Origin of the sequence: Streptomyces hawaiiensis (assembly GCF_004803895.1) — a bacterium.
Taxonomy (GTDB): domain Bacteria; phylum Actinomycetota; class Actinomycetes; order Streptomycetales; family Streptomycetaceae; genus Streptomyces; species Streptomyces hawaiiensis.
Window position 1 is genome coordinate 2,703,782 of sequence record NZ_CP021978.1, and the last position, 21,352, is coordinate 2,725,133.

Annotated in this window: 20 protein-coding genes and 1 tRNA gene; 15 read left to right on the top strand and 6 right to left on the bottom strand. The window is 73.0% G+C overall.

Going from position 1 to position 21,352, the window contains the following annotated elements; genetic code table 11:
* The first annotated feature begins 128 nt into the window (after nucleotides 1-128).
* Both CEB94_RS40855 and cpt read left to right on the top strand, forming a co-directional pair.
* Nucleotides 129-1,790, top strand: a complete 1,662-nt coding sequence (locus CEB94_RS40855) for a peptidoglycan-binding protein (protein ID WP_246111779.1) — start codon at nucleotides 129-131, stop codon at nucleotides 1,788-1,790.
* Nucleotides 1,791-1,817: 27 nt separating this feature from the next.
* Nucleotides 1,818-2,372, top strand: a complete 555-nt coding sequence (gene cpt / locus CEB94_RS12500) for a chloramphenicol phosphotransferase CPT (protein WP_175432291.1) — start codon at nucleotides 1,818-1,820, stop codon at nucleotides 2,370-2,372.
* A gap of 136 nt (nucleotides 2,373-2,508) precedes the next feature.
* Here the strand turns inward: cpt and CEB94_RS12505 are convergent, their stop codons facing one another.
* Nucleotides 2,509-3,168, bottom strand: coding sequence for an HAD-IA family hydrolase (locus CEB94_RS12505; RefSeq protein ID WP_175432292.1), 660 nt, complete (start codon nucleotides 3,166-3,168; stop codon nucleotides 2,509-2,511).
* A 206-nt stretch (nucleotides 3,169-3,374) separates the two neighbouring features.
* A complete protein-coding gene (locus tag CEB94_RS12510; protein WP_031131378.1) occupies nucleotides 3,375-3,956 on the bottom strand; it encodes a TMEM165/GDT1 family protein in 582 nt (193 codons plus the stop codon).
* A gap of 390 nt (nucleotides 3,957-4,346) precedes the next feature.
* Here CEB94_RS12510 and CEB94_RS12515 point away from each other — a divergent pair, with 390 nt between their 5' ends.
* From CEB94_RS12515 to CEB94_RS12540, 6 genes are all read left to right on the top strand, one after another.
* Nucleotides 4,347-4,991 carry an HNH endonuclease family protein gene (locus CEB94_RS12515; RefSeq protein ID WP_175432293.1) on the top strand — a complete coding sequence of 215 codons (645 nt, stop codon included), beginning with the start codon at nucleotides 4,347-4,349 and terminating at the stop codon, nucleotides 4,989-4,991.
* Nucleotides 4,992-5,068: 77 nt separating this feature from the next.
* Nucleotides 5,069-6,706 (top strand): alkaline phosphatase D family protein, encoded by a 1,638-nt coding sequence (locus CEB94_RS12520; RefSeq protein ID WP_175432294.1) that lies wholly within the window; start codon nucleotides 5,069-5,071, stop codon nucleotides 6,704-6,706.
* Between the two features lie 281 nt (nucleotides 6,707-6,987).
* Nucleotides 6,988-8,880: an FAD/NAD(P)-binding protein gene (locus CEB94_RS12525; RefSeq protein ID WP_246112150.1), complete on the top strand. Its 1,893-nt coding sequence runs from the start codon at nucleotides 6,988-6,990 to the stop codon at nucleotides 8,878-8,880.
* 83 nt (nucleotides 8,881-8,963) lie between these two features.
* Nucleotides 8,964-9,416 (top strand): DoxX family protein, encoded by a 453-nt coding sequence (locus CEB94_RS12530; RefSeq protein WP_175432296.1) that lies wholly within the window; start codon nucleotides 8,964-8,966, stop codon nucleotides 9,414-9,416.
* A 331-nt stretch (nucleotides 9,417-9,747) separates the two neighbouring features.
* A complete protein-coding gene (locus CEB94_RS12535) occupies nucleotides 9,748-10,296 on the top strand; it encodes a DedA family protein (protein WP_425472540.1) in 549 nt (182 codons plus the stop codon).
* A 127-nt stretch (nucleotides 10,297-10,423) separates the two neighbouring features.
* Nucleotides 10,424-11,710 carry a phosphatase PAP2 family protein gene (locus CEB94_RS12540; RefSeq protein ID WP_175432298.1) on the top strand — a complete coding sequence of 429 codons (1,287 nt, stop codon included), beginning with the start codon at nucleotides 10,424-10,426 and terminating at the stop codon, nucleotides 11,708-11,710.
* A gap of 15 nt (nucleotides 11,711-11,725) precedes the next feature.
* Here the strand turns inward: CEB94_RS12540 and CEB94_RS12545 are convergent, their stop codons facing one another.
* Nucleotides 11,726-11,956 carry a DUF2277 domain-containing protein gene (locus CEB94_RS12545; RefSeq protein WP_175432299.1) on the bottom strand — a complete coding sequence of 77 codons (231 nt, stop codon included), beginning with the start codon at nucleotides 11,954-11,956 and terminating at the stop codon, nucleotides 11,726-11,728.
* A gap of 101 nt (nucleotides 11,957-12,057) precedes the next feature.
* Between CEB94_RS12545 and CEB94_RS12550 the strand changes: the two genes are divergently transcribed.
* From CEB94_RS12550 to CEB94_RS12560, 3 genes are all read left to right on the top strand, one after another.
* Nucleotides 12,058-12,954, top strand: a complete 897-nt coding sequence (locus tag CEB94_RS12550; RefSeq protein ID WP_175432300.1) for a ketopantoate reductase family protein — start codon at nucleotides 12,058-12,060, stop codon at nucleotides 12,952-12,954.
* Nucleotides 12,955-13,005: 51 nt separating this feature from the next.
* Nucleotides 13,006-13,359, top strand: a complete 354-nt coding sequence (locus tag CEB94_RS12555) for a hypothetical protein (RefSeq protein ID WP_175432301.1) — start codon at nucleotides 13,006-13,008, stop codon at nucleotides 13,357-13,359.
* Nucleotides 13,360-13,649: 290 nt separating this feature from the next.
* Nucleotides 13,650-14,201 (top strand): hypothetical protein, encoded by a 552-nt coding sequence (locus tag CEB94_RS12560; RefSeq protein ID WP_175432302.1) that lies wholly within the window; start codon nucleotides 13,650-13,652, stop codon nucleotides 14,199-14,201.
* A gap of 78 nt (nucleotides 14,202-14,279) precedes the next feature.
* Here CEB94_RS12560 and CEB94_RS12565 read toward each other — a convergent pair.
* Nucleotides 14,280-14,351 (bottom strand) — tRNA-Val (locus tag CEB94_RS12565).
* A 230-nt stretch (nucleotides 14,352-14,581) separates the two neighbouring features.
* Here CEB94_RS12565 and CEB94_RS12570 point away from each other — a divergent pair.
* The 4 genes from CEB94_RS12570 to CEB94_RS12585 all read left to right on the top strand — a co-directional run bounded on the left by CEB94_RS12570 (nucleotide 14,582) and on the right by CEB94_RS12585 (nucleotide 17,958).
* Nucleotides 14,582-15,409 carry a DUF4097 family beta strand repeat-containing protein gene (locus tag CEB94_RS12570; protein ID WP_175432303.1) on the top strand — a complete coding sequence of 276 codons (828 nt, stop codon included), beginning with the start codon at nucleotides 14,582-14,584 and terminating at the stop codon, nucleotides 15,407-15,409.
* 74 nt (nucleotides 15,410-15,483) lie between these two features.
* Nucleotides 15,484-16,884, top strand: a complete 1,401-nt coding sequence (locus tag CEB94_RS12575; RefSeq protein WP_175432304.1) for a coiled-coil domain-containing protein — start codon at nucleotides 15,484-15,486, stop codon at nucleotides 16,882-16,884.
* A gap of 22 nt (nucleotides 16,885-16,906) precedes the next feature.
* Entirely contained in the window at nucleotides 16,907-17,128 is a 222-nt protein-coding gene (locus tag CEB94_RS12580; protein WP_175432305.1) for an FmdB family zinc ribbon protein, read from the top strand.
* A gap of 47 nt (nucleotides 17,129-17,175) precedes the next feature.
* Nucleotides 17,176-17,958, top strand: coding sequence for a DedA family protein (locus tag CEB94_RS12585; RefSeq protein ID WP_175432306.1), 783 nt, complete (start codon nucleotides 17,176-17,178; stop codon nucleotides 17,956-17,958).
* Here the strand turns inward: CEB94_RS12585 and CEB94_RS12590 are convergent.
* Both CEB94_RS12590 and CEB94_RS12595 read right to left on the bottom strand, forming a co-directional pair.
* Nucleotides 17,879-18,688 (bottom strand): HAD family hydrolase, encoded by an 810-nt coding sequence (locus CEB94_RS12590; protein WP_175432307.1) that lies wholly within the window; start codon nucleotides 18,686-18,688, stop codon nucleotides 17,879-17,881. The two genes, CEB94_RS12585 and CEB94_RS12590, sit on opposite strands and share 80 nt — an antisense overlap.
* Entirely contained in the window at nucleotides 18,688-21,348 is a 2,661-nt protein-coding gene (locus tag CEB94_RS12595) for a phosphoribosyltransferase (RefSeq protein ID WP_246111780.1), read from the bottom strand. The genes CEB94_RS12590 and CEB94_RS12595 overlap by 1 nt, the downstream gene beginning before the upstream one ends.
* Nucleotides 21,349-21,352 lie beyond the last annotated feature (4 nt).

The following is a 21,352-nucleotide window of genomic DNA, read 5'->3' on the forward strand; positions in this document are numbered from 1 at the left end:
ATCGTGACCGCTGTGACCCGTTATGGCCCGCCGGGCCCTTTTGGAAGCCGTGGTTCCGGGGGCTCGTCGAACGCACTGTGGAGGAGATCTGGATAATCTCTGGAGTTCGCGAGGGGAGGGAGGAACGCGTGGAACCGCCGAACGGCCACCCGTGCCCGGAGTGCGGCGCACCCAGACAGCGGGACAACACCCCCGCCTGCGCCTGCACCCACCGCGCCTCCGAGGCCCTCCGCGACGCCCGTACGGCCCAGGCGGCGGCAGCGGAGGACTTCGACCCGCTGCGGATCCGCCCGTACGTGGAGATCGACGGCGGGCCCTCCGGGGCGGACGCCGACGAGGGGCAGCCTTCCTCACCGGCCGCGGCGACGTCGCCCCCGTGCCCGGGGGAACCGGTGAGGGCATCCGAGGCCGCCCCGGCCACGCCGTCCCCCTCCGTCCCCCCGGCCGACTCCGCCGAGGCCACCCCGTACGCTTCCCGCACGGCCGCCGCGGCCACGCCCTCGCAGACACGCCCCGGCGTCCCGGGGCCGCCCGGGGCCGACGCCGCAGGCCGCGCGCAGCAGCCCCCCGAGGTCTCGCTGCCGGAGCACCCGCACGCCGAGGACCCCGGGCCCACGCCCCGAGGCACACCGGCCACCAGCGCTACGCCCCCACACCGGAACGCCCCACAGTCACCCACGGGCACCCCCCGACTGCCTGAAGCACCGCACACCCAGCCCCCCGGGCCCACGGCCCAAGGCACACCGGACTCAGCCGCAGCGGACATCAGCGCCACGGCCCCGCACCAGGGCAACCCGCAGACCCCCGCAGGCACCCCCCGGCAGCCCGGCACCGGCCCCGCGAAGGCCCCACAGGGCCAAGGGCCCGCAGCCGACAGCACGACGGGCCGGGCCTCGGCCGCCGGCACCGGTGTCTCGCTCCCGCACGGCGCGGGCCCACGCCCCGGGAATGCCGCTCAGCCGCCCTCCCCCGCCGACGCCACCATGCCTCTGCGCCCCGTGGACCCGGACGCGACCGCCGTACTGCCCGCCGCCCCCGCCACCTCGGTGATCCCGACCCCCCTGGCCCCTGCCGCGGCCGAGCCGAGCGTCACCGACCTGCGCCTGTTCGACGGCACGGTGGGGGCGGGTCGCGGCACGCCGGAAGCGGGCGAGGCCGGTGCGCGAAGGTCCGGACGACGGCGCCGGACCCTCCTGATCGCCGCCGCCGGTGCCTGTGTCGCCGTCGTCGCGGCGGCGGGGTACGCGAGCGGGTTGTTCTCCTACGAGAGCCCGTCCCGGGACACCGCCCTGCCGGACGACATCCGGGCGAGCGTGCCGGACGCCCCGCCGAGCAGCGCGGCGTCCACACCCCCGCAGGGCAGCGCCTCGTCGGCTCCCCCGGCCCCGGCCGCACCGCGGCCGTCGCCGTCCCGCACCGGGAGCCCGTCCGCCTCGCCGTCGCCGTCCGCGCCGAGCGCCTCGGCGAGCCCGTCGCAGTCGCCCTCCCCGTCGGCATCGCAGCCGTCCGCCACGGCGACCGGCCCCGGGCAGGCGGCCCCGGACAACGGCCGCCAGAAGGCCGGGCCCACCGTCCTGCGGCTCGGCGACCGCGGCCCGGAGGTCTCCGAACTCCAGCTCCGCCTGCGCCAGTTGTACCTGTACGACGACGACACCGACGGCACCTTCGACGACCGGCTCGAGGAGGCGGTCCGCACCTACCAGTGGTCACGCGGCATCCAGGTGGACGACCTCGGCGTCTACGACCGGGAGACCCGGGCGAAGCTGGAGTCGGAAACCCGGGAGCCGTGACCGGCCCTGCCGCCTTACGGTGACGCCGTGACTACTGACGTGATCGTTCTCAACGGCGGTTCGAGCTCGGGCAAGTCCGGGATCGTCCGGTGCCTGCAAGAGGTCCTGCCCGGCCCGTGGATGGCCTTCGGTGTCGACTCGTTCGTGGAGGCGCTGCCCGCGAAGTTGCGGGACTCCGACAGCGGCATCACTTTCACGGCCGACGGCGGCGTGAGCGTGGGCGCGGAGTTCCGGGCTCTGGAGGCGGCCTGGACCGAGGGCATCGCAGCCATGGCACGCGCCGGCGCCGGGATCATCGTCGACGAGGTCTTCCTCGGGGGCCCGGCGTCCCGGCAGCGGTGGGAGAAGGCGCTGTCCGGACTCGCCGTGCTGTGGGTCGGCGTCCGGTGTGACGGCGAGGTCGCCGCGGGCCGCGAGATCGCCCGGGGAGACCGGATCCGCGGCATGGCCGCGTCACAGGCCCGGAGCGTGCACGAGGGCCTGAGCTACGACGTAGAGGTGGACACGACACACACCGAGTCCCTGGAGTGCGCGCGCACCATCGCGGCCCGAGCGACACAGACACCCTCGCCCCAGAGGTGACGCCGCACATTGTCGACCCAGAGGTGACGCCACCCAAGCGACGCGCCCACTCTCGCCGCAAACGTGACGCGCACACCCCCGTCACGGACGTGACGCCGCGCACCCCCGCCGCCCCGATGAGCCGCGCGGCCCGGGTTCACCCGATGTGCAGGCGGATCGTCCCGTCCGCCGTGGGCTCCACGCGCACCTTCGTGAGGTCCTCCACCACCACGTCCGGGTCGTGAGAGGCGGCCCGGGGCCCGATTCCGACCACCGTCATCCCGGCGGCGCGCCCGGCCGCTATCCCGGCCCCGGAGTCCTCGAACACCACACAGTCCGCGGGGGCGATCCCCAGCTCGGCGGCGCCCTTCAGGAAGCCCTCGGGGTCGGGCTTGCTGGCGCCGACGGACTCCGCGGTCACCCGCACCTCGGGCTGTTCCAGACCGGCCGCGGCCATCCGCGCCGTCGAGAGCGGCACGTCGGCGGAGGTGACCAGCGCGTGCGGCAGCCCCCGCAGCGAGGCCAGGAACTCCGGCGCCCCGGGAATCGCCACGACCCCGTCCGTGTCGGCCGTCTCCTCGGCGAGCATCCGGGCGTTGTCGGCGTGGTTGTGCTCCATCGGCCGGTCGGGCAGCAGCAGCGCCATCGAGGCGTAGCCCTGCCGGCCGTGGACGACCTTCATGACCTCGTCCCCGTCGAGCCCGTGACGCTCGGCCCAGCGCCGCCAGACGCGTTCGACCGAGGCGTCCGAGTTGACGAGGGTGCCGTCCATGTCCAGCAGGAGGGCGCGGGCGGTGAGCACGGCGGTGGCCGTCATCGGCAGCTCCAAGGCTCGGGGCGCGTTCCAGCGCGGGAGAGGGGCGGACGACGGATCGCGACCGGCACGCCCCGGAAGACAAGGCGGCCCCGCCCGCCGGTCAGGGAAAACGGGCGGAGGCCACTTTGTTCCTCCACGGTACAAAACAATCCCCGCTTCGCGCCAGGCCCCCCGCCGGACGTTCATCCACTGTTCAGCTCACCGGCTCAACCGGTCACGGCCTCCCACAGGCTCCACACCCCGAGCGCCAGCATGACCAGCGCCGCGATCTGCGTGATCAGCCGCAGCGGCACCTTCTTCATCAGCGCCTTGCCGCCGACGATGCCGAGCCCGGCCACGGCCCACAGCGCGAGCACCGCGCCCAGGCCGACGGAGAGCGGGTCGTCGTAGCGGGCGGCCAGGTTCGCGGTCATGATCTGGGTCAGATCACCGAACTCGGCGACCAGGATGAGCATGAATCCGGCGCCCGAGACCTTCCAGAAGGACTGGTTCTCCGGCCGGCGGACCTCCTCCTCGTCCTCGCCCTTCTTCAGCAGCAGCACCGCGGCCCCGCCCAGGAAGAGCACGCCCGTGAGGGCCTGCACGATCTGCTGCGGCAGCAGCGTCAGCACACTGCCGGCCGCGACGGCGAGCGCGACATGCAGCGCGAAGGCGGCGGCGACACCGGCGAAGACGTAGGAGGCGCGGTAGCGGGTGCCGAGGACGAGGCCGGCGAGGGCGGTCTTGTCCGGCAGTTCGGCGAGGAAGACGACACCGAAGACGACGGCCGTCACGGTCAGGCTGATCAAGGGTTCCTCAATCGGTCGGGGCTGCCCCACCGAGAGTGCTGGACCTTCGCACACGACACCTCGGCACGGCAGCACACTCGGTACCCGTACCGGGGGGCACGGGTGTGCACTGCTTGCCGAAGGTCTCGCTGGCAGGTCCGGGAAAGGACCGGCCTCCGGGCGCCGGCTCAGGCGGGCTGAGCAGTATGTCGACGGTCCGGCGAAGAGCTACTCCCCTTCTGCGCCGTCCATGGTACGCGACGCCTCTGGCGTGAAAACTTTCCGCCTAAACCTTGTCATGTCATGCACCCGTCACTAACTTCTCACCGGGCGCACACCTGTGCGCAACACGGCACCGCGAGCATTCCCCTCGCTCGCAAGCCAACACCCCCCTCTGCCCAGGGAGTTCGCATGCCCAGGTTCTACGCGCGTCGACGGCTGACCATGGCCGCGGCGGCCACCGCGCTCATATCCGCCGTGTCCCTCTTCAACGCCCCCACGGCCTCCGCCGCCCTCCCCACCCCCGTGAGCGCAGCCACCGCCCGCACCTACCTCGCCTCGCTCACCGTGGCGACCGAGGACCGCACCGGCTACAACCGCGACCTCTTCCCGCACTGGATCACCCAGTCCGGCGCCTGCAACACCCGCGAGGTCGTCCTCAAGCGCGACGGCTCGAACGTCCAGCAGAACTCCTCCTGCGCCGCCACCAGCGGCAGCTGGTACTCCGTCTACGACGGCGCGACCTGGTCCGCCGCCTCCGACGTCGACATCGACCACCTGATCCCGCTGGCCGAGGCCTGGGACTCCGGCGCCGACTCCTGGACGACGTCCCGCCGCCAGTCGTTCGCCAACGACCTGACCCGCCCGCAGCTCATCGCGGTCACCGACAACGTCAACCAGGCCAAGGGCGACCAGGACCCGGCCACCTGGATGCCCTCCCGGACGGCGTACCGCTGCACCTACGTCCGCGCCTGGGTCCAGGTGAAGTACTACTACGGCCTCTCGGTCGACTCGGCCGAGAAGTCCGCGCTGCAGAACTACCTGGCGAGCTGCTGACACGCTGATTCGTGTCGGGACCTCCCCGCTGACCTCCGTCGTTCCGTACCGTACGGGTCGACGGAGAGGGGAACGACATGAGCGCACTGCGCCTCGGACCGCTGCTGAGGTACACCGACGGCTCGTCCGCGACCGTGTGGGTCGAGACGAGCCGTCCGTGCACCGCCGAGGTGCGCTGCGCCGACGGCGCCGGCGGCACGGCCCACAGCTTCCAGATCGCGGGCCACCACTACGCGCTGGTCCCGGTGACCGGCCTCACGGCCGGTACTTCCACGACGTACGAGGTGCTGCTCGACGACACCCGGGTGTGGCCGCTGCCGGGATCCCCCTTCCCGCCCTCGGCGATCCACGCGCCGGGCCCCGAGGGCGACCTCAACGTCGCCTTCGGCTCCTGCCGTTGGGCCTCCCCGCCGGCGGGCGGGGACGACCCCGTCGGCCCGGACGCCCTGGACGCCCTCGCCACCCGCCTCGCGGCCGACCCCGAGGGCGAGCGGCCGCACGTCCTGCTGCTGCTCGGCGACCAGGTGTACGCCGACGAGACCTCCGACGACACGCAGCGCTGGCTGGCGGGCCGCCGCGACCTGAAGGAAGCACCGGGCAGCGGGGTCGCCGACTACGAGGAGTACACGCACCTCTACTACGAGTCGTGGCTCGACCCGCGCATCCGCTGGCTGCTGTCCACCGTGCCCAGTTTCATGATCTTCGACGACCACGACGTCATCGACGACTGGAACACCTCCGCCGCCTGGCTCGCCGACATGCGCTCCACCGGCTGGTGGCGGGAGCGGCTGCTGAGCGGCCTGATGTCGTACTGGGTCCACCAGCACCTCGGCAACCTCTCCCTGGAGGAGCTCGCGGCCGACCCGGTGTACGAGGCGGTCCGCGAGGCCCCCGACGGGACCGACGTGCTGCGCGCCTTCGCCGCCCGGGCCGACGCCGACGCGACCACGGTCCGCTGGAGCTACCGGCGCGACTTCGGGCGGGTCCGCCTGGTGATGGTGGACAGCCGGGCCGCCCGGGTCCTCGCCGAGGACGAGCGCGCGATGCTCGACCCGGGCGAGGACGCCTGGCTGCGCGAGCAGGTGCGGGACACGCCCGAGGCCTACGACCACCTCCTCATCGGCACCTCACTGCCCTGGCTGCTGCCGCATCTGGTGCACGACGCCGAGGGGTGGAACGCGGCGCTGTGCGGCGGCGAACGGGGCGCCCGCTGGGCGCGGTTCGGGGAGAAGGTGCGGCGCGCCGCCGACCTGGAGCACTGGTCGGCGTTCCCCGAGTCCTTCGCGGGGCTGGCGGAGCTGATCGCCGAGGCGGGCTCGGGGCACCACGCGCCGGCGACGGTGTGCGTGCTGTCCGGGGATGTGCACCACGCCTACATCGCCGAGCCCTCGTGGCCCGGCCCGGGCCCGGACGCCCGGGTGGTGCAGCTCGTCTGCTCCCCCGTCCACAACTCGGTCCCGCTGTCGATGCGGCTGGCCTTCCGCATCGGCTGGAGCGCGATGGCACGGGGCATCGGCCGCGGCCTCGCCCGGCACGGCCGTCTCCCGCAGCCGCCGGTCAGCTGGCGCAAGACGGGCGGCCCCTGGTTCGGCAACCAGCTCATGACCCTGACCCTGCGTGGCCGCTCGGCCCGGCTGCGACTGGAGCACGCCAAGGCCCGCCAGGGCACGGGTCCGCTGCTGACGACCCTCCTGGACTCGGAGCTTGCCCCGTAAGCCAACCCTTCCGCCCGTTTGCTGCCGCTGTGTTCCGCGATGCCCCGTGATGGCAGTGAGGCATCCCACAGCGACCGTCAATCCTTCCCCACGAGCCTCGGTTACCGCTTTCGGCGACGCATCATGAAGCGGACCGTCCGCTTCCTGCCCGGCGGACCGCCGACACGCGCCCCACACGCCCGGGAGTTCCACCCTTGCTTGCGTCGCCCGAGGAAACCGAGGAATCCGTACCGGCCGAGGGCCCCGGACCGGCCGCGAGACCCGCGAGCTTCTCCGTCGCCCTGGTCGGCGCCGGACCGCGCGGCACCAGCGTCCTGGAACGCCTGTGCGCCTCCGCCCCGGAACTCCTTCCGCCCGGTGCCCGGCTGACGGTCCATGTGATCGACCCGGACCCGCCCGGCCCCGGCCGCGTCTGGCGCACCGCCCAGTCGCCCGAACTGCTGATGAACACCGTGGCCTGCCAGGTGACCCTGTTCACCGACGCCAGCGTGGACTGCTCGGGCCCGATCCGCCCGGGCCCGAGCCTGCACGAGTGGGCGGGCGGCGGGCTGGGCCCGGACGAGTACCCGACCCGCGCCGAGTACGGCCGCTACCTGGAGTGGGTGTTCGCCGAGGTCGTACGGCAAGCGCCACCGGCCGTACGGGTCGAGACGCACCGGGCACGCGCGGTACGGCTCGACGACACCCCCGGGGACCGCCAGGCCCTCACCCTCGACGACGGCCGCACCCTGACCGGCCTGTCCGCGGTGGTGCTGGCCCAGGGGCACCTGCCGAGAACCGTCGGCCCGGACCTGCTGCGGCCGGCGGTCCACGCCGCGCGGCACGGCCTGCGCCACGTCCCGCCCGCCAACCCGGCCGATGTCGATCTGGCCTCCATACCCGCGGGCGAGCCGGTCCTGCTGCGCGGCCTCGGCCTCAACTTCTTCGACCACACGGCCCTGCTGACGACCGGCCGGGGCGGCCGTTTCGTACGGGACGCCGGGGGGCTGCGCTATCTCCCCTCCGGCCGTGAGCCGCTGCTCTTCGCCGGTTCGCGGCGCGGCGTCCCGTACCAGGCTCGCGGCGACAACGCGAAGGGGGCGTACGGCCGGCACGTGCCGCTCGTCCTCACCCCCGAGGTGATCGCCGGGTTCCGCAAGCGCGCGGACTCCGGGGAGGCACCCGATTTCCTCGCGGAGATATGGCCGTTGGTGGCGAAGGAGGTGGAGACGGTCTACTACGGCACGCTGATCCGGCGGGCGGCGGCCTGCGCCGACCGGGAGCGGGGGTTCGCCGGGCGGGAGCGGGAGTTCACCGACCGCTTCCTCGCCGTCCCGCACGGTGACCCCCTGGAGGCGCCCCTGCTGGAGGAGTTCGGGGTGCCGGACGCCGAGCGCTGGTGCTGGGAGCGGATCTCCCACCCGTACGCCGGCCGGGACTTCGCGCATCCGGGCGAGTGGCGCGACTGGCTGCTGTCGTATCTGCGCGAGGACGCCGCCCAGGCCGCCCTGGGCAATGTGCGCGGCCCGCTGAAGGCGGCCCTGGACGTGCTGCGTGACCTGCGCAACGAACTCCGGCTGATCGTGGACCACGGCGGCCTCGCCGGCGCCTCCCGCCGGGACCACCTGGACCGCTGGTACACCCCGCTCAACGCGTTCCTGTCCATCGGCCCGCCGCGGCGCCGCATCGAGGAACTCGCGGCCCTGATGGAGGCCGGGGTGGTGCGGGTGCTCGGCCCACGGCTGCGGGTGACGGACGAGGACGGGGCCTGGGCGGCGCACTCACCCGACGTGCCGGGATCGGCCGTCCGTGTGAGAACCCTCATCGAGGCCCGCCTGCCGGAACCGGACCTGCGGCACACCGCCGACGACCTTCTCGCCGGCCTGCTGCGCAGCGGGCGGTGCCGCCCGCACACGGTCGACGATTACGAGACAGGCGGGTTGGACGTCACACCCTGCCCCTATCGCCTGATGGACCGTCAAGGAGTTGCACACACAAGGCGGTTCGCGTTCGGCGTGCCGACAGAAGGCGTGCACTGGGTGACCGCCGCGGGGGCTCGCCCAGGGGTGGATTCGGTCACTCTTTCGGACGCGGATGCGGTGGCGAGAGCCGTTCTACGTGCGGCTGGGCCGGAAACTGAGCCTCAACGGGAGGCAAAGCAGTGGCCAAATGTTGAACTTGCAAGCATCAATTAGGCGCACCTAACGTGGGTTACTCCGCGGTATCCGTCCCCGACCGGCCTCCCCAGGGCCGGCCAACCGAAGGAGAGACCCCCCACATGACCGCTCGCCTCAACGGCGCGCAGCCGTACGCGCTCGGACTGTTCCGGATCGTCACCGGCCTGCTCTTCGCCTGCCACGGCGCCGTCGCGCTCTTCGGCGTCCTCGGAGGCGTGGACGGCAAGGGCGGCACCGCCGCGACCGGCGCCTGGCCGAACTGGTACGCGGCCGTCATCGAGCTCGTCGGCGGCACCCTGGTGCTGCTGGGCCTCGGCACCCGCATCGCGGCGTTCATCTCCTCCGGCGCGATGGCGTACGCGTACTTCAAGGTTCACCAGCCCCAGGCCCTGTGGCCGATCGAGAACAACGGCGAGGGCGCTGCCATGTACTGCTGGGCCATGTTCCTGCTGATCTTCACGGGCTCCGGCGCGTTCGGCCTGGACCGGCTGCTGGACAAGCGCACCTCCACGCAGGAGCAGCGCTCCGCGGACCAGACACCGGTGGCCGCCTGAGCCGCCCGGTCCCTCGGACACGCAGCGGCGCCTTCCCTCCGGGGGAGGCGCCGTTCTGTCTGTTCCGGTCCGCGATCAGGGCGGGGGCGAAGCACGCGCACATATGGCGACACCGCAGGACGAGTCATGACGAGGTGAACAGTCCGCACCGAACGTATGAGCCCCCCGTGAACCGCCCGTCACACCCCAGGCGTACGCTCTAGGGCTGTCATGGCCACTCCTGCCGCTCCCCCCGCGCCATCGCGGCACGGTCTGGCCCACGGGGGAGTCACGGGGAGTTGCGGTGCTGGAGCAAGTGGGGCTGCCGATCGGCAGTCCGTGGATCTACGCGATGGTGGCCTTGTCCGTCCTGCTCGACGTGTTCCTGCCGGTGCTGCCCAGCGGCGTCCTGGTGATCACGGCGGCCACGGCGGCGGCAGCGGGTACGGCGGCCGACGTGCCCGACATCCTCGCCCTGACCCTCTGCGCGGCCACCGCCTCCGTCCTGGGCGACCTGGTGGCCTACCGCCTCGCCTGGCGCGGCGGCGCCCGCCTGGACCGGGCGATCTCCCGCTCCCGGCGCCTGACCACCGCCCAGGAGCGTCTCGGCACGGCCCTCGCCCGGGGCGGCGGCGCCCTCGTCGTCCTCGCCCGTTTCGCTCCCGCCGGCCGCTCGCTGGTCTCCCTCGGCGCGGGCGCCGCCCACCACCGCGCCCGCGACTTCCTGCCCTGGTCGGCCCTGGCCGGTCTCACCTGGGCCACGTACAGCGTCGCCCTCGGCTACTTCGGCGCCCACCTGCTGGGCGCGAGCTGGCTGGCGACGGCGGTGTCGGTGGGGGCGCTGTTCGGCGCCGGGGCGGGGGCGGCGTATCTGATGCGGCGCGAGCCGCGGACGTCGTAGACCGGCTCCGGCTCACCACCACGACCACCAAGACCTGGAAGCGGCTGAGACATTGACCACCACGACGTCGCGGAAAGCCTCTCGAACAAGACGGATCGCGCTCGCCGCGAGGCGGCACCCTCGGGCGATGCTGTGGGCCGCGGCAGGTGTGATCACTCTCGGATTCCTCGTCGCGCTCCAGATCGCCGCGCACCACCTCGGCATACCGGGGCCGATCACCACGCAGGCACGTGAGGTGATCCACGCCCCGAAGTCGGGGTTCCTGCTGTACGCCAGCCTGGCGCTGACGATGGTGGTGCTCACCTGGCGGCAACGGCTCATCGCCCTGGGCACCGCGACGGGCATCGACCTCGTCCTCCTGCTGGTGCGGTGGGCGACCGGCGCCCACCCCACCGAAGGCCACCCGTTCGGCAACGGCGCACTGTGGGTGATCCTGGGCGTCGGGGTCTTCGCCCTCACGCGCCGCACGGGTCCTGAACGCGTCCTGATGCTGAAGGGCGTCGGGCTCGGCCTGCTGCTGGTGACCGGCCGCAAGACCGGGGACACCTGGCTGCTGATCACGTCGCAGACCCGCCCGGCCGTACTCGACCCGTACGTCGCCATGGCCGATCACGCGCTGGGCAACCCGTCGTGGCTGGCGGGCCGGCTCCTCAGGGCTAGCGGCCCGGTCGGCGAGCACGCCCTCGACTACGTCTACGCCCAGCTCGCGGTGGCCGCGGTCTGTGTGGCGCTGTACCAGCTGCGCGACGTGGCGGCCGAGCAGCGCTTCCCGCGCCACCACCTGGTGCGCACCTTCCTGCTGATCGGCCTGCTCGGACCGGCCATCTACATGATCTACCCCGTGGTCGGGCCGATCTTCGCCTACGGCCCCGACGGCGGGCACTGGGCAGCCGCGAACCTGTGGCCGAACACCCTGCCGCCGATCACCACCCCGTACGCGATGCCGTTCGACGAGATCACCCCGCGCAACTGCATGCCCAGCCTGCACACGGCGTGGGCCACCACGATCTTCATCCACTCCCGCAAGGGACCGCGCGCTCTGCGTCTCGCCGGCACGTTCTGGCTGATCGCCACCCTCGCCGCGACACTGGGCTTCGGCTGGCACTACGGCGTGGACCTCGTCGCCGGAGTGGTCTTCGCGTACACGGTCGAGGCGGCGCTGCGCACGTACGACCGCGGCTGGGACCGGGCGGGAGTCCGGCTGATCGCCTACGGGACGGCCGTCTTCGCGGTGCTGCTCGCGTCCTACCGCTTCGTCCCGATGGAGATGGCCGCCTACCCGTGGCTCTCCGGCCCCCTCCTGCTGCTGGCGATGGCCTCGGTGGTCCACGGCTACCTGCGGACCACCAGGCTGTGGGTAGCGAAGGCCACTCCCGCGCCGCAACCCGGACCGCGGCCCGAACTGGCGGTCTGAGCCCCCGGGGCCGGCCTAGCCGGCCTTCCGGGCCCCGGCCCCGCGGACCTCCAGCCCCTCCAGCAACTCGGCCGTGGCCTGCGCGACGGCCTCCACGGCGCGGTCGAACACCTCCTGGTTGTGAGCGGCGGGGGCGCGGAATCCCGAAATCTTCCGCACGTACTGCAGGGCGGCAGCGCGCACGTCGGCCTCGGTGGCCTCTTCGGGCATCGCGGGCGGACGCAGCGTCTTGATACTCCGGCACATGCCCCCAGTCTCACCCTTCGGGCCCCCGTACGACAGCGACGCTGCCATGATCGCTCCGAGGCGGCCACCATCCCGGGGCCGACCGACGAGAGGAACTCCTCGTGACGAACGAACTCACCGTGGCCGTCCTGGGCCCCGGCGGCGTGGGCGGCCTGCTCGCCGCCCTGCTCTCGCGCACCGGCCACCGCGTGATCTGCCTGTCCGGCGAGCGGACCGCCGAGGCCCTGCGCACCGACGGCATCCAGGTCCGCAGCGCCCGCTTCGGCGACTTCACGGCCCGCGTCGAGGCGGACACCGAGCTGCGGGAACCGGTCGACGCGTGCCTGGTCACCGTCAAGGGCACCGCCCTCGACGCCGCCCTCGCGCGCGTCCCCGCCCGGGTGCTGTCCGACGGCCTTCTCGTGCCGTTCCTGAACGGCGTCGAACACCCCGCGGCCCTGCGCGCCCGCCACCGGCCCGACCGCGTGGCCCCCGCCGTGATCCGCGTCGAGTCCACCCGTGTCGCGCCGGGCGTCATCGAACACGGCAGCCCCTTCGCGGAGATCGACCTGACCGGTACGGACGTGCCCCGGCCGCGCCTCGACGCCCTCGCCGAGGCCTTCACCGCCGCCGGTCCGGCCACCCGCGTACTGGAGGACGAGACGGCGGCCCTGTGGGCGAAGATGTCGTTCCTGGCACCGTTCGCCTTGCTGACCACGCTCTACGGCCTCCCCCTCGGAGACGTCCGCACCCGCCACCGCGACGAGCTGACCGCCCTGGTGGAGGAGACCGCCGCGATCAGCCGCGCGTGCGGCGGCCCGGCGGACCCCGCCCAGGCCCTCGCCCGCTACGACGCCTTCCCGCCGTCGACGAAATCGTCGATGCAGCGCGACGCCGAGGCCGGGCGGCCCCTCGAACTGGACGCCATCGGCGGCGCGTTGCTCCGCGCGGCCGAGCGCCACGGTGTACCGGCTCCGGTGGCGGCACGGGTGGTGAGCGAGGTACACACGTTCGCATGAACCACAGGAAGGAACTCGCCTGCCAAATTCGAACAGGCGTATCATTGGGCCGTGGCTACGACCTATGACTTTCCGAGTGACCTCCTGGCCGGTCAGGAGGAACTCCATCAGGTCCGGGCCGAGCTGTCGGCCCTGCTGAAGCGGCTTCCCTGGTCGGTGGAGCCGCTGGACGGATTCAGTGACGACAACGGCTGGCGCAAGGTGGAACGCCCCGCCTCCCCCGGCTGGACCGCCGACGAACAGGCCGAGGTGGAGAAGCTCCGGCAGCGGGAGCACGAACTCGCGGTGTTCGTCAGCACCCACCGCTACTGGTCCGAACTCGCCGGGCCAGAGCGGGTGGCGGCCCGCTCGGGACTGAAGCACGCGCACGAGACTCCGCCGGAGGAGACCGGCGGAACCTCGTGACGCCCGCAGAGGTCAGCTCTCCTCGCCCGGCATCCCGTTCATCTCGCTGATCTCGGCCTCCTGGGCGGCGACGAAGCCGTCGGCCTCGGCCTTGGCCTCGGCCGTGGCCTTGGCGGGGCCGTAACGGCCCTTGCGGAGCCCGCTACCCGGGGCGGACGCATGTACGGGTCACCGCCGGATGTGCGACGGGTCGTACCCCCATCAGGTGAACCCGTTCAACCTTCTACAACCACGCGGCTCCCCCGGTGTGTCGTACACCCGCACCACCCGAATGATCCCGAGGGGGACCCATGAGCCAGCAGTACCCGCAGCAGCCGCACCAGCCCCACTTCCAGCAGCCCGGTTACGGCGCCCCGGCGCCCCAGCCGCCGAAGAAGCGCGGCGTGGGCAAGATCGCGGGCCTCGGCTGCGCGGGCATCCTCGCCCTCTTCGTCATCGCCGCCGTCGCCACGGGCGGCGGAGGCGACGACAGCAGCGACACCTCGAACAAGGACAAGGCCGTCGCCGCCGACGGCAAGCCCGGGGGTGACAGCCCCAAGAAGGCCGAGCCGGCCGACGAGAAGCCCCAAGCCGAGCGGTTCAGGAGCTGCGTCGCCAAGAACGGCACGGACACCGAGAAGGCCGCGGTCGAACACGTCACGAAGGTGACCGGCACCGACAAGCGCAACGACATCCTCGACGCGGCGGAGGTGTTCACCGACTTCAGCGGCGGTCTGATGGGCCCCCACCAAGGCGAGGGCAAACTCATCGCCTCCGCGTTCACCTCCTGCTACGAGTCCAAGAACGGCCTCGTCACGGTGTACGACAAGGACGGCGAACTCCTCGCCAACGCCAACTACTGACTCCTGCCGCCGCGGTGACGACAGGAGAGGCCCTCCAGGAACGTTCCTGGAGGGCCTCTGACCCGACACTCGGCGTTGTGGGCGCGGACGGTTTCGAACCGCCGACATCCTGCTTGTAAGGCAGGCGCTCTACCCCTGAGCTACGCACCCGGCTCCCGGGCACGCGCCCAGGACGAGTCGACAGCCTACCTTGCCCGGGGTGCGGTCCCGCAAACCCGTATCGCGGGACCGCGGGCGGCCGGGACCCGTACCTGGGGTTAACCCCCCTGTTGATCCGGGAGCGGCCCGGATCCCCCGGCGGGCCCCGGATCCATACGGTCGTAGAGCGCCCCAGAGCGCCCGTCGTCCGTCGTCCGTCGTCCGTCCAGGGGGAAACCGTCATGACCACACTCACCGCCTCTGCCCGCGCCGCCGCCCTCGCCGGCGCGGCCGTGGTGCTTGTCGCCGGTCTCAGCGCCTGCGGCGCGTCCGCCGGGGACGACACGGACCCCGACCACCGGTCCTTCGGCCTCCAGGGCCGCACCCTCACCGTCGACTCCGACGACTCGGCCCTCGAGATCGTCGCCTCCGACAAGAGCCGGGCGGGCAAGATCGAGGTCACCCGGTGGTTCCAGGGTTCGGTCGTCGTCGGCAAGGAGCCCAAGGTCACCTGGGCCATGCGGGACGACCGCCTGGTGCTGCGGCTGAAGTGCTCGGGCATCGTCGTCGACTGCTCGGCCAAGCACCGCATCGAGGTGCCCCGCGGTATCACCGTGAAGGTCGAGGACGGTGACGGCAGCGTCCGCGCCCGGGGCTTCCGGGACCCGTTGAACATCCGCACGGGCGACGGCTCCGTCCGCGTCAGCGACACCACCGGCCCCCTGGAGCTGCGCACCGGCGACGGGTCCATCCGCGTCACCGACACCAGCGGTCCGCTGCGGATGCGCACCGGCGACGGATCCATCCGGGCCGACGTCTCCTCCCGTACCGTCCGCACCCAGACCGGCGACGGCTCGGTCCGCCTCGAACTCGGTGTCGTACCGGACCGCGTGGAGTCCCGCAGCGGCGACGGCTCTGTGAACATCGCGCTGCCCCGAGCCACCTACCGCGTGACCACCGAGACCGGTGACGGCGGAGTCGATGTGTCGGTGCCCCGCGACGAGACCAGCTCCCATGTGGTGTCCGCCCACACCGGCGACGGCAAAGTGACGGTCCGAACAGCGAACTGACCGGCCCGTGTGTTCGTCCTCAACCGGTGGGAGAATGACACCGGGCAGGGTGGACCACAGCACGGGAGAGGGATGTGACGGCGACACCAGGACAGCCGGACCCGCCGTCGGTGCCGCGCGCACATCGCCCGCGTCGCCTCGTCCCCCACGCCCCCGGTCCGCTCCGGGACACGCTCATCCTGATCGGGCTCCCCCTGCTGGCCGCACTGGCCCTGCCCGCCGCCTTCGCCGGCGGGGGCACCCGGCGCTGGTTCGGCGGCCGGGCCGAGAACCAGCGGGCCGAGGCCCAGGCGGCGAAGGACGCCGCCGCGGCAGCCTTCTACGAGCTGGACACCGCCCAGCGGGACCTGCGGATTTCCATCGAGACGATCATCGCCGTCGACGATTCCCCCGCCGCCCGCCGCGCCGTCGAGGGCTTCGACGCCCTCGGCAGGCGTATCGACGAGGTCAGCCACCAGTACATCAACGCCGTCGACGCCCACGACCTCGACCGCGACGACCTGGAGGCCTCCGCCGCCTCCCGCGCCCGCAGCGAGCTGACCGCCGCCAAGGAGGAACTCGGCCGGGTCAAGCAGGAGCTCGACCGGTTCACCGACGGCCTCGGCCCCCTCCTCGGCAAGGCGGAAACCCAGCTGGCCCGTCTCGCCCCCGCGGTCGAACGCGCCCGCCAGGCCCTGCTCGCCGCCTCCAACGCCCTCGACTCCGTACGCGCGTCAGGTCTCACGGCTGACGACCTCGCCGCCCGGCTCGCCGCCCTCTCCCCGGAGCTCACCAAGCTGAACCAGGGCGCCGGGCAGCACGGCGTGCCGCAGACCCTGGAACGGGCCGAGCGGGTCACCCGCGAGGCCGAGGCGGTCCGCGTGGAGGCCGAGCGGCTGCCGGACCGCGCCGCCGAGATCGACCACCGGCTCGTCTCCCTGCGCACCCGCGCCCAGGCCCTCACCACCCGCTCCGAGCAGGTCGAACCGACCCTGAGCGAGCTGCGCCGCCGCTTCACCGTGGCCTGCTGGCAGGACCTGCAGCACGTCCCCGACGCCGCCGCCGAGAACATCCGCCAGGCCGAGACCAGACTGGCCGAGGCCCACACCGCCCGCGACGAACAGCGCTGGGCCGACGCGACGGCCCTGCTGTCGACCGTACGGGCCCTGCTGAACAGCACCGACGAGGCCGTCTCGGCCGCCGGGGACCGCCTGCACCGCCTGAACGCCGTGCAGAAGGACCCCCAGCAGGAGATCGACCGCACCCGCTTCGCCATCCGTGACGCCCAGCGCCTCGCCATGGCCGGCCGCAACACCCCCGACCCGCGCCACGCCCGCCCCCTGGACGACGCCGTCTCCCGCCTGGACCGTGCCGCCGCCGGCCTGGAGGGCCGCCACCCCGACTACTGGCACTTCCTCACGGAGACGGAAGCGGTCCGCCGCACCGTGGCCCACGTGGTCTCCGAGATCCGCGAGGAACGCGGCGCCGGCCATTGACCGTGCCGGTTAACCTGAGCGCATGCCTCGTTACGAGTACCGCTGCCGGACCTGCGGCGACACCTTCGAACTCAGCCGCCCCATGGCCGAGTCCTCCGACCCCGCGGCCTGCCCCTCGGGGCACGACGACACGGTGAAGCTCCTCTCCACGGTCGCGGTCGGCGGCTCGGCCTCCGCCCCGGCTCCGGCACCCCGCGCGGGCGGCGGCGGGGGCGGCTGCTGCGGGGGCGGCTGCTGCGGCTGACGCCCGTCCTCAGGAATCCTTCAGCTTCGGTTTCCTAGCGTGGCGGCATGACAGCCATCGCAGCGGACGCCGGACCGCAGTGGGTCAACGACCTGATGGACGCGCTGGGCGCGCCCGGTGCCGGGCTCGCCATCGCCCTGGAGAACCTGTTCCCGCCGCTGCCCAGCGAGGTGATCCTGCCTCTGGCCGGGTTCGCCGCGAGCAGCGGCCGGATGAGCCTGCTCGCCGTCCTGCTGTGGACGACGGCCGGCTCGGTGATCGGCGCGCTCGCGCTGTACGGAGTCGGCGCGCTGCTCGGCCGTGACCGGACGGTGGCGATCGCGGCCCGGCTACCGCTGGTGAAGGTCTCGGACATCGAGAAGACCGAGGCGTGGTTCCTCAGGCATGGCACCAAGGCCGTGTTCTTCGGCCGGATGATCCCGATCTTCCGCAGCCTGATCTCCGTGCCGGCGGGCGTCGAGCGCATGCGCCTGCCGGTGTTCCTGGGGCTGACCACCCTGGGCAGCGCGATCTGGAACACGGCGTTCGTGCTCGCGGGCTACTTCCTCGGTGCGAACTGGCACCAGGTGAGCGCCATCGTCTCCGCCTACTCCAAGGTGGTCCTCGCCCTGGCGGCGCTCGCGGTGCTGGTGTTCACAGCCCTACGGCTGCTGCGACGCCCCGAAGGGGCGCGCCCCAAGGCGGCGCGGGGAACCGCGCGACAAGCCACCGCGCCGCCGCACCCGCACGACGACCAGGACACCCGAGTTCTCAGGCGCCCCGCACTGCCTCCAGAAACTCCCGCAGGATCCGCTCCCCGGCCAGAACGCCCCGTTCGGGAAGCGCCCTGATCGCGGGGGCCGTGAAGCCCGTGTCGGCCAGCTCCCCGTGGCCCGGGCGCCAGCTCTGGTCGGCCGCCAGGAGCAGATCGGCGTCGAGCAGGGAGTCACCGGCGGCGAGGGTGAGACCGGCCCCGGTCCGCCGGGCGACCTCGCGCATCGCCGCGCTCTTGGTGAGCGGCTTGGGAACGGCGTAGATCTTGCGGCCCTGGAGGGACACGGTCCAGCCGCGGTTCTCCGCCCACACCGCGAGTTCCTTCACCCAGTCCTCGTGCAGCAGTTCGCGCTCGACGACGAGGTAGGCGAAGAGGTCGTCGGCGACGCGGTGCTTGCGCACCCAGACCGGGTCGGCGACTCTCAGCAGGTGCTCCTGCACCTCGGCCAGGGGCGCGCACTGGTCGGCCAGCCGTGCGGTGACCTGCCCGTGCCAGTCGGGGTCGGAGACGCCGTCCACCAGGAGGTGGCCGCCGTTCGCGCAGATCGCGTACGTGGGCTCCGGGCCCGGCAGGTTGATGCGCTGGTACTGCTCGCGTGTCCTGGTCGTCGTCGGCACGAACACGGCCGCGCCGCCCAGGTCGGTGAGGAGCTGGGCCGCCGTCTCCGTCATGTACGACAGCGGCTTGCTCTCGTGCACCTCCACGCACAGCAGCCGGGGCGCCCGCGCGTCCGGCATGGTCAGCGCCAGAGACGCGGCGGAGTAGATCAGGGTGCGGTCGAGGTCGCTCGCGACGAGTGCGGACATCAGACCGTCACCGCCTTGCCGTCGGCGCCGGTCGCGCCGCGGGTGTACTTGGGGTGGATCAGGCCGACGCAGGTGTAGGGCAGTCCGTCGACCTCCTCGACGGGCACACCGCGCTGCTCGGCGAGCAGGCGTACGTGGTCGAGGTCGCTGCCCGCCCCGGCGCGTGCCAGGACCTTCCAGGGCACGCGGCGCAGCATGACCCGGGTGGTCTCGCCGACGCCGGGCTTGACGAGGTTCACGTCGTGGATGCCGTACTCCTCGCTGATGCGCTCGACGGCGGCCCAGCCCTCCCAGGTGGGCGAGCGGTCGGTGGCGAGCAGTTCCTCGGCCTGGGCGCAGGCCGCGTCGGCGACCTCGGGGAAGCGGGCGGACACGGCGTCCAGGAAGGCCACCGAGACGTCCGTGCCGGCGAGTTCGCGGTAGAACTTCGCGCCGTGGAAGTCGTGCGGTCCGACCAGGTCCGCGCGCAGCACGGTCCGCGAGATCAGGCCGGAGACGGTGGAGTTGAGGCAGGCGGAGGGGATGAGGAAGTCCTCGCGGGTGCCGTAGGTCCGGACGCAGGAGCCCGGGTCGGCCAGGACCGCGATCTCGGGGCTGAAGCCGGTGACGCCGTCGGACTTCTCGAACTCCGTAAGGGCCTGGGCGAGTTCGCGGGTGATGGCGCCCTTGCCGGTCCAGCCGTCGACGAAGACGACGTCCCGGGGGTCGTGGTGCTCGGCGAGCCAGCGCAGCGCGTTGGCGTCGATGCCGCGGCCGCGGACGATCGACACGGCGTAGTGGGGCAGGTCGAGGCCGTGCCGGTGCTGGGCCCAGCGGCGCATGAGGATGCCGACGGGCGTCCCCGCGCGGGCCAGGGAGACCAGCACCGGGCGCGGGGCCCGCTCGGCGAGGACGGTCTCGGTGACGACGCCGGCCGCCTGGGCGATACGGGCCGCCGAGTCTTCCAGTGCGGCGTGGAACAGCTCCTGGTACTGCTCGCTCGGCTGGTACTCCACGGGCAGTGACTCCGCGTAGTGCGCGCCGCCGCTCTGGATGGCCTCCTCGCGCTCCTCGGTCGGCGCCTCCAGCGTGACGTCCGAGAGGTCCTGGAGCAGCCAGCCGACCTCCTCGGGCGCGTACGAGGAGAAGGCGGGGCCGCGGAGGGGCTCGGGCAGCATGGAGGGCCTTTCGTGGGCGTGCGGGGCCTCGGGGGCGTACGACGGGACGACGGCGAGGAGGACCTCGGGGGTGTGCGCGGCGAGCTGGGCGAGCAGGCCCTCGGGCGCGTGCAGCCGGGGGGTGTCCGCGGCCGAGTCGACCACCGCGACGACGGCGTCGAATCCGGCGCCCGCGACGTTGTAGGCGTACCGCTCGCCCGGGCCGTCCGCGGGGTCGTCGTGGGCGGGGAAGCGCAGGCGGGTGCGTATCGCGTAGCCGGGGTCGTCGACGGCGAGGACGGGCGAGCGGGTGGTGGTGGAGTAGCGGACCTCGATGCCGGTGATCCGCTCCAGCTCGTGGGCGAGCCTGAGCGGGGCGTACATCAGCTCCTCGAAGCCGAGGACGTGTACGCGGCGGGCGTGGGCGGGCAGCGCGTCCGCCAGGCGGCGGGCCATCGCGGGGAGGGCATCTTCGAGGCGCTCTCGGTGCGCGGGGGTGAACCCGTGCCGGCCGCCGTCCGGCAGGCCGAGGGGCCAGCGCAGGTCTATGCGGGTGGCCTGGGGTTCGGTGCCGTTGTCGTCCGAGTGCGGGCCGGTGGGGGCTGGCCGCGCAGTTCCCCGCGCCCCTGGGGAGTTGGCCTCCGGGTCGGCTTCGACGGCAACGCCGCTGTTCAGGGGCGCGCACTGCGCGAACGGCCACGACGGCGCCGCACCCGCCGACGAACCCTCCGACTCATACCGCGCCACCAGTTCCTGCCCCTTCTCCAGCACCCCCTCGGGCAGCCGTACCGTGCCCGAAGCCGCCGCCACGAGATCCACCCGCGCGCCGATCTCGCGGGCGAACTCCTCCAGCCGGCCGGAATCGGCCGCCGACCGCATGTCCACCAGCGCCACCACGACGTACCGCCGCCGCGGATAGCGCTCATGAAGATCCCGGACGGTGTTCAGCACCGTGTTCCCCGTGGAGAACTCGTCGTCGACCAGGACCAGCGGCCCGTCGCCGGTGAGCAGCGCCGGGTCCTCCGGCAGCAGCAGGTGCGAGGTCGCGTGGGAGTGGGACTCCTCGAAGCCGCCGGCCGGGGCGAGGCCGGCGACCGGGCGGCGGGTGGAGTGCAGGTAGGGGGCGAGGCCCAGGCCGTCGGCGACGGAGTGGCCGAGGCCGGTCGCGGTCTCCGCGTAGCCGAGGACGACGGCCCTGCGGGCCTCGTCGTCGCCCAGCAGGTCCCGCACCCGGCGGCCGAGTTCGACTCCGTAGCCGTACACGACGGACGGTGACTGCGGCACGTGCTTGCCGAGCACGTTCGACACGAGCAGGTGGGCCCGCTTGGGGTTGCGGCGCAGCGCCAGCCCCAGCAGGCCGGTCAGCCGGTCGTCGCCCGCGAGTCCGACACCGAGCCGCTCGGCGACCCAGCTGCCGGACCAGACGCCGTCGCTTCCGTCGGCCGGCCCGGCCGGCGCATCGGCGCGCACCTCGTGGTGCTCCCCCTCGTTCACTGCCTTCTCCGCCTTCTCCGCCTTCTCCATGGAT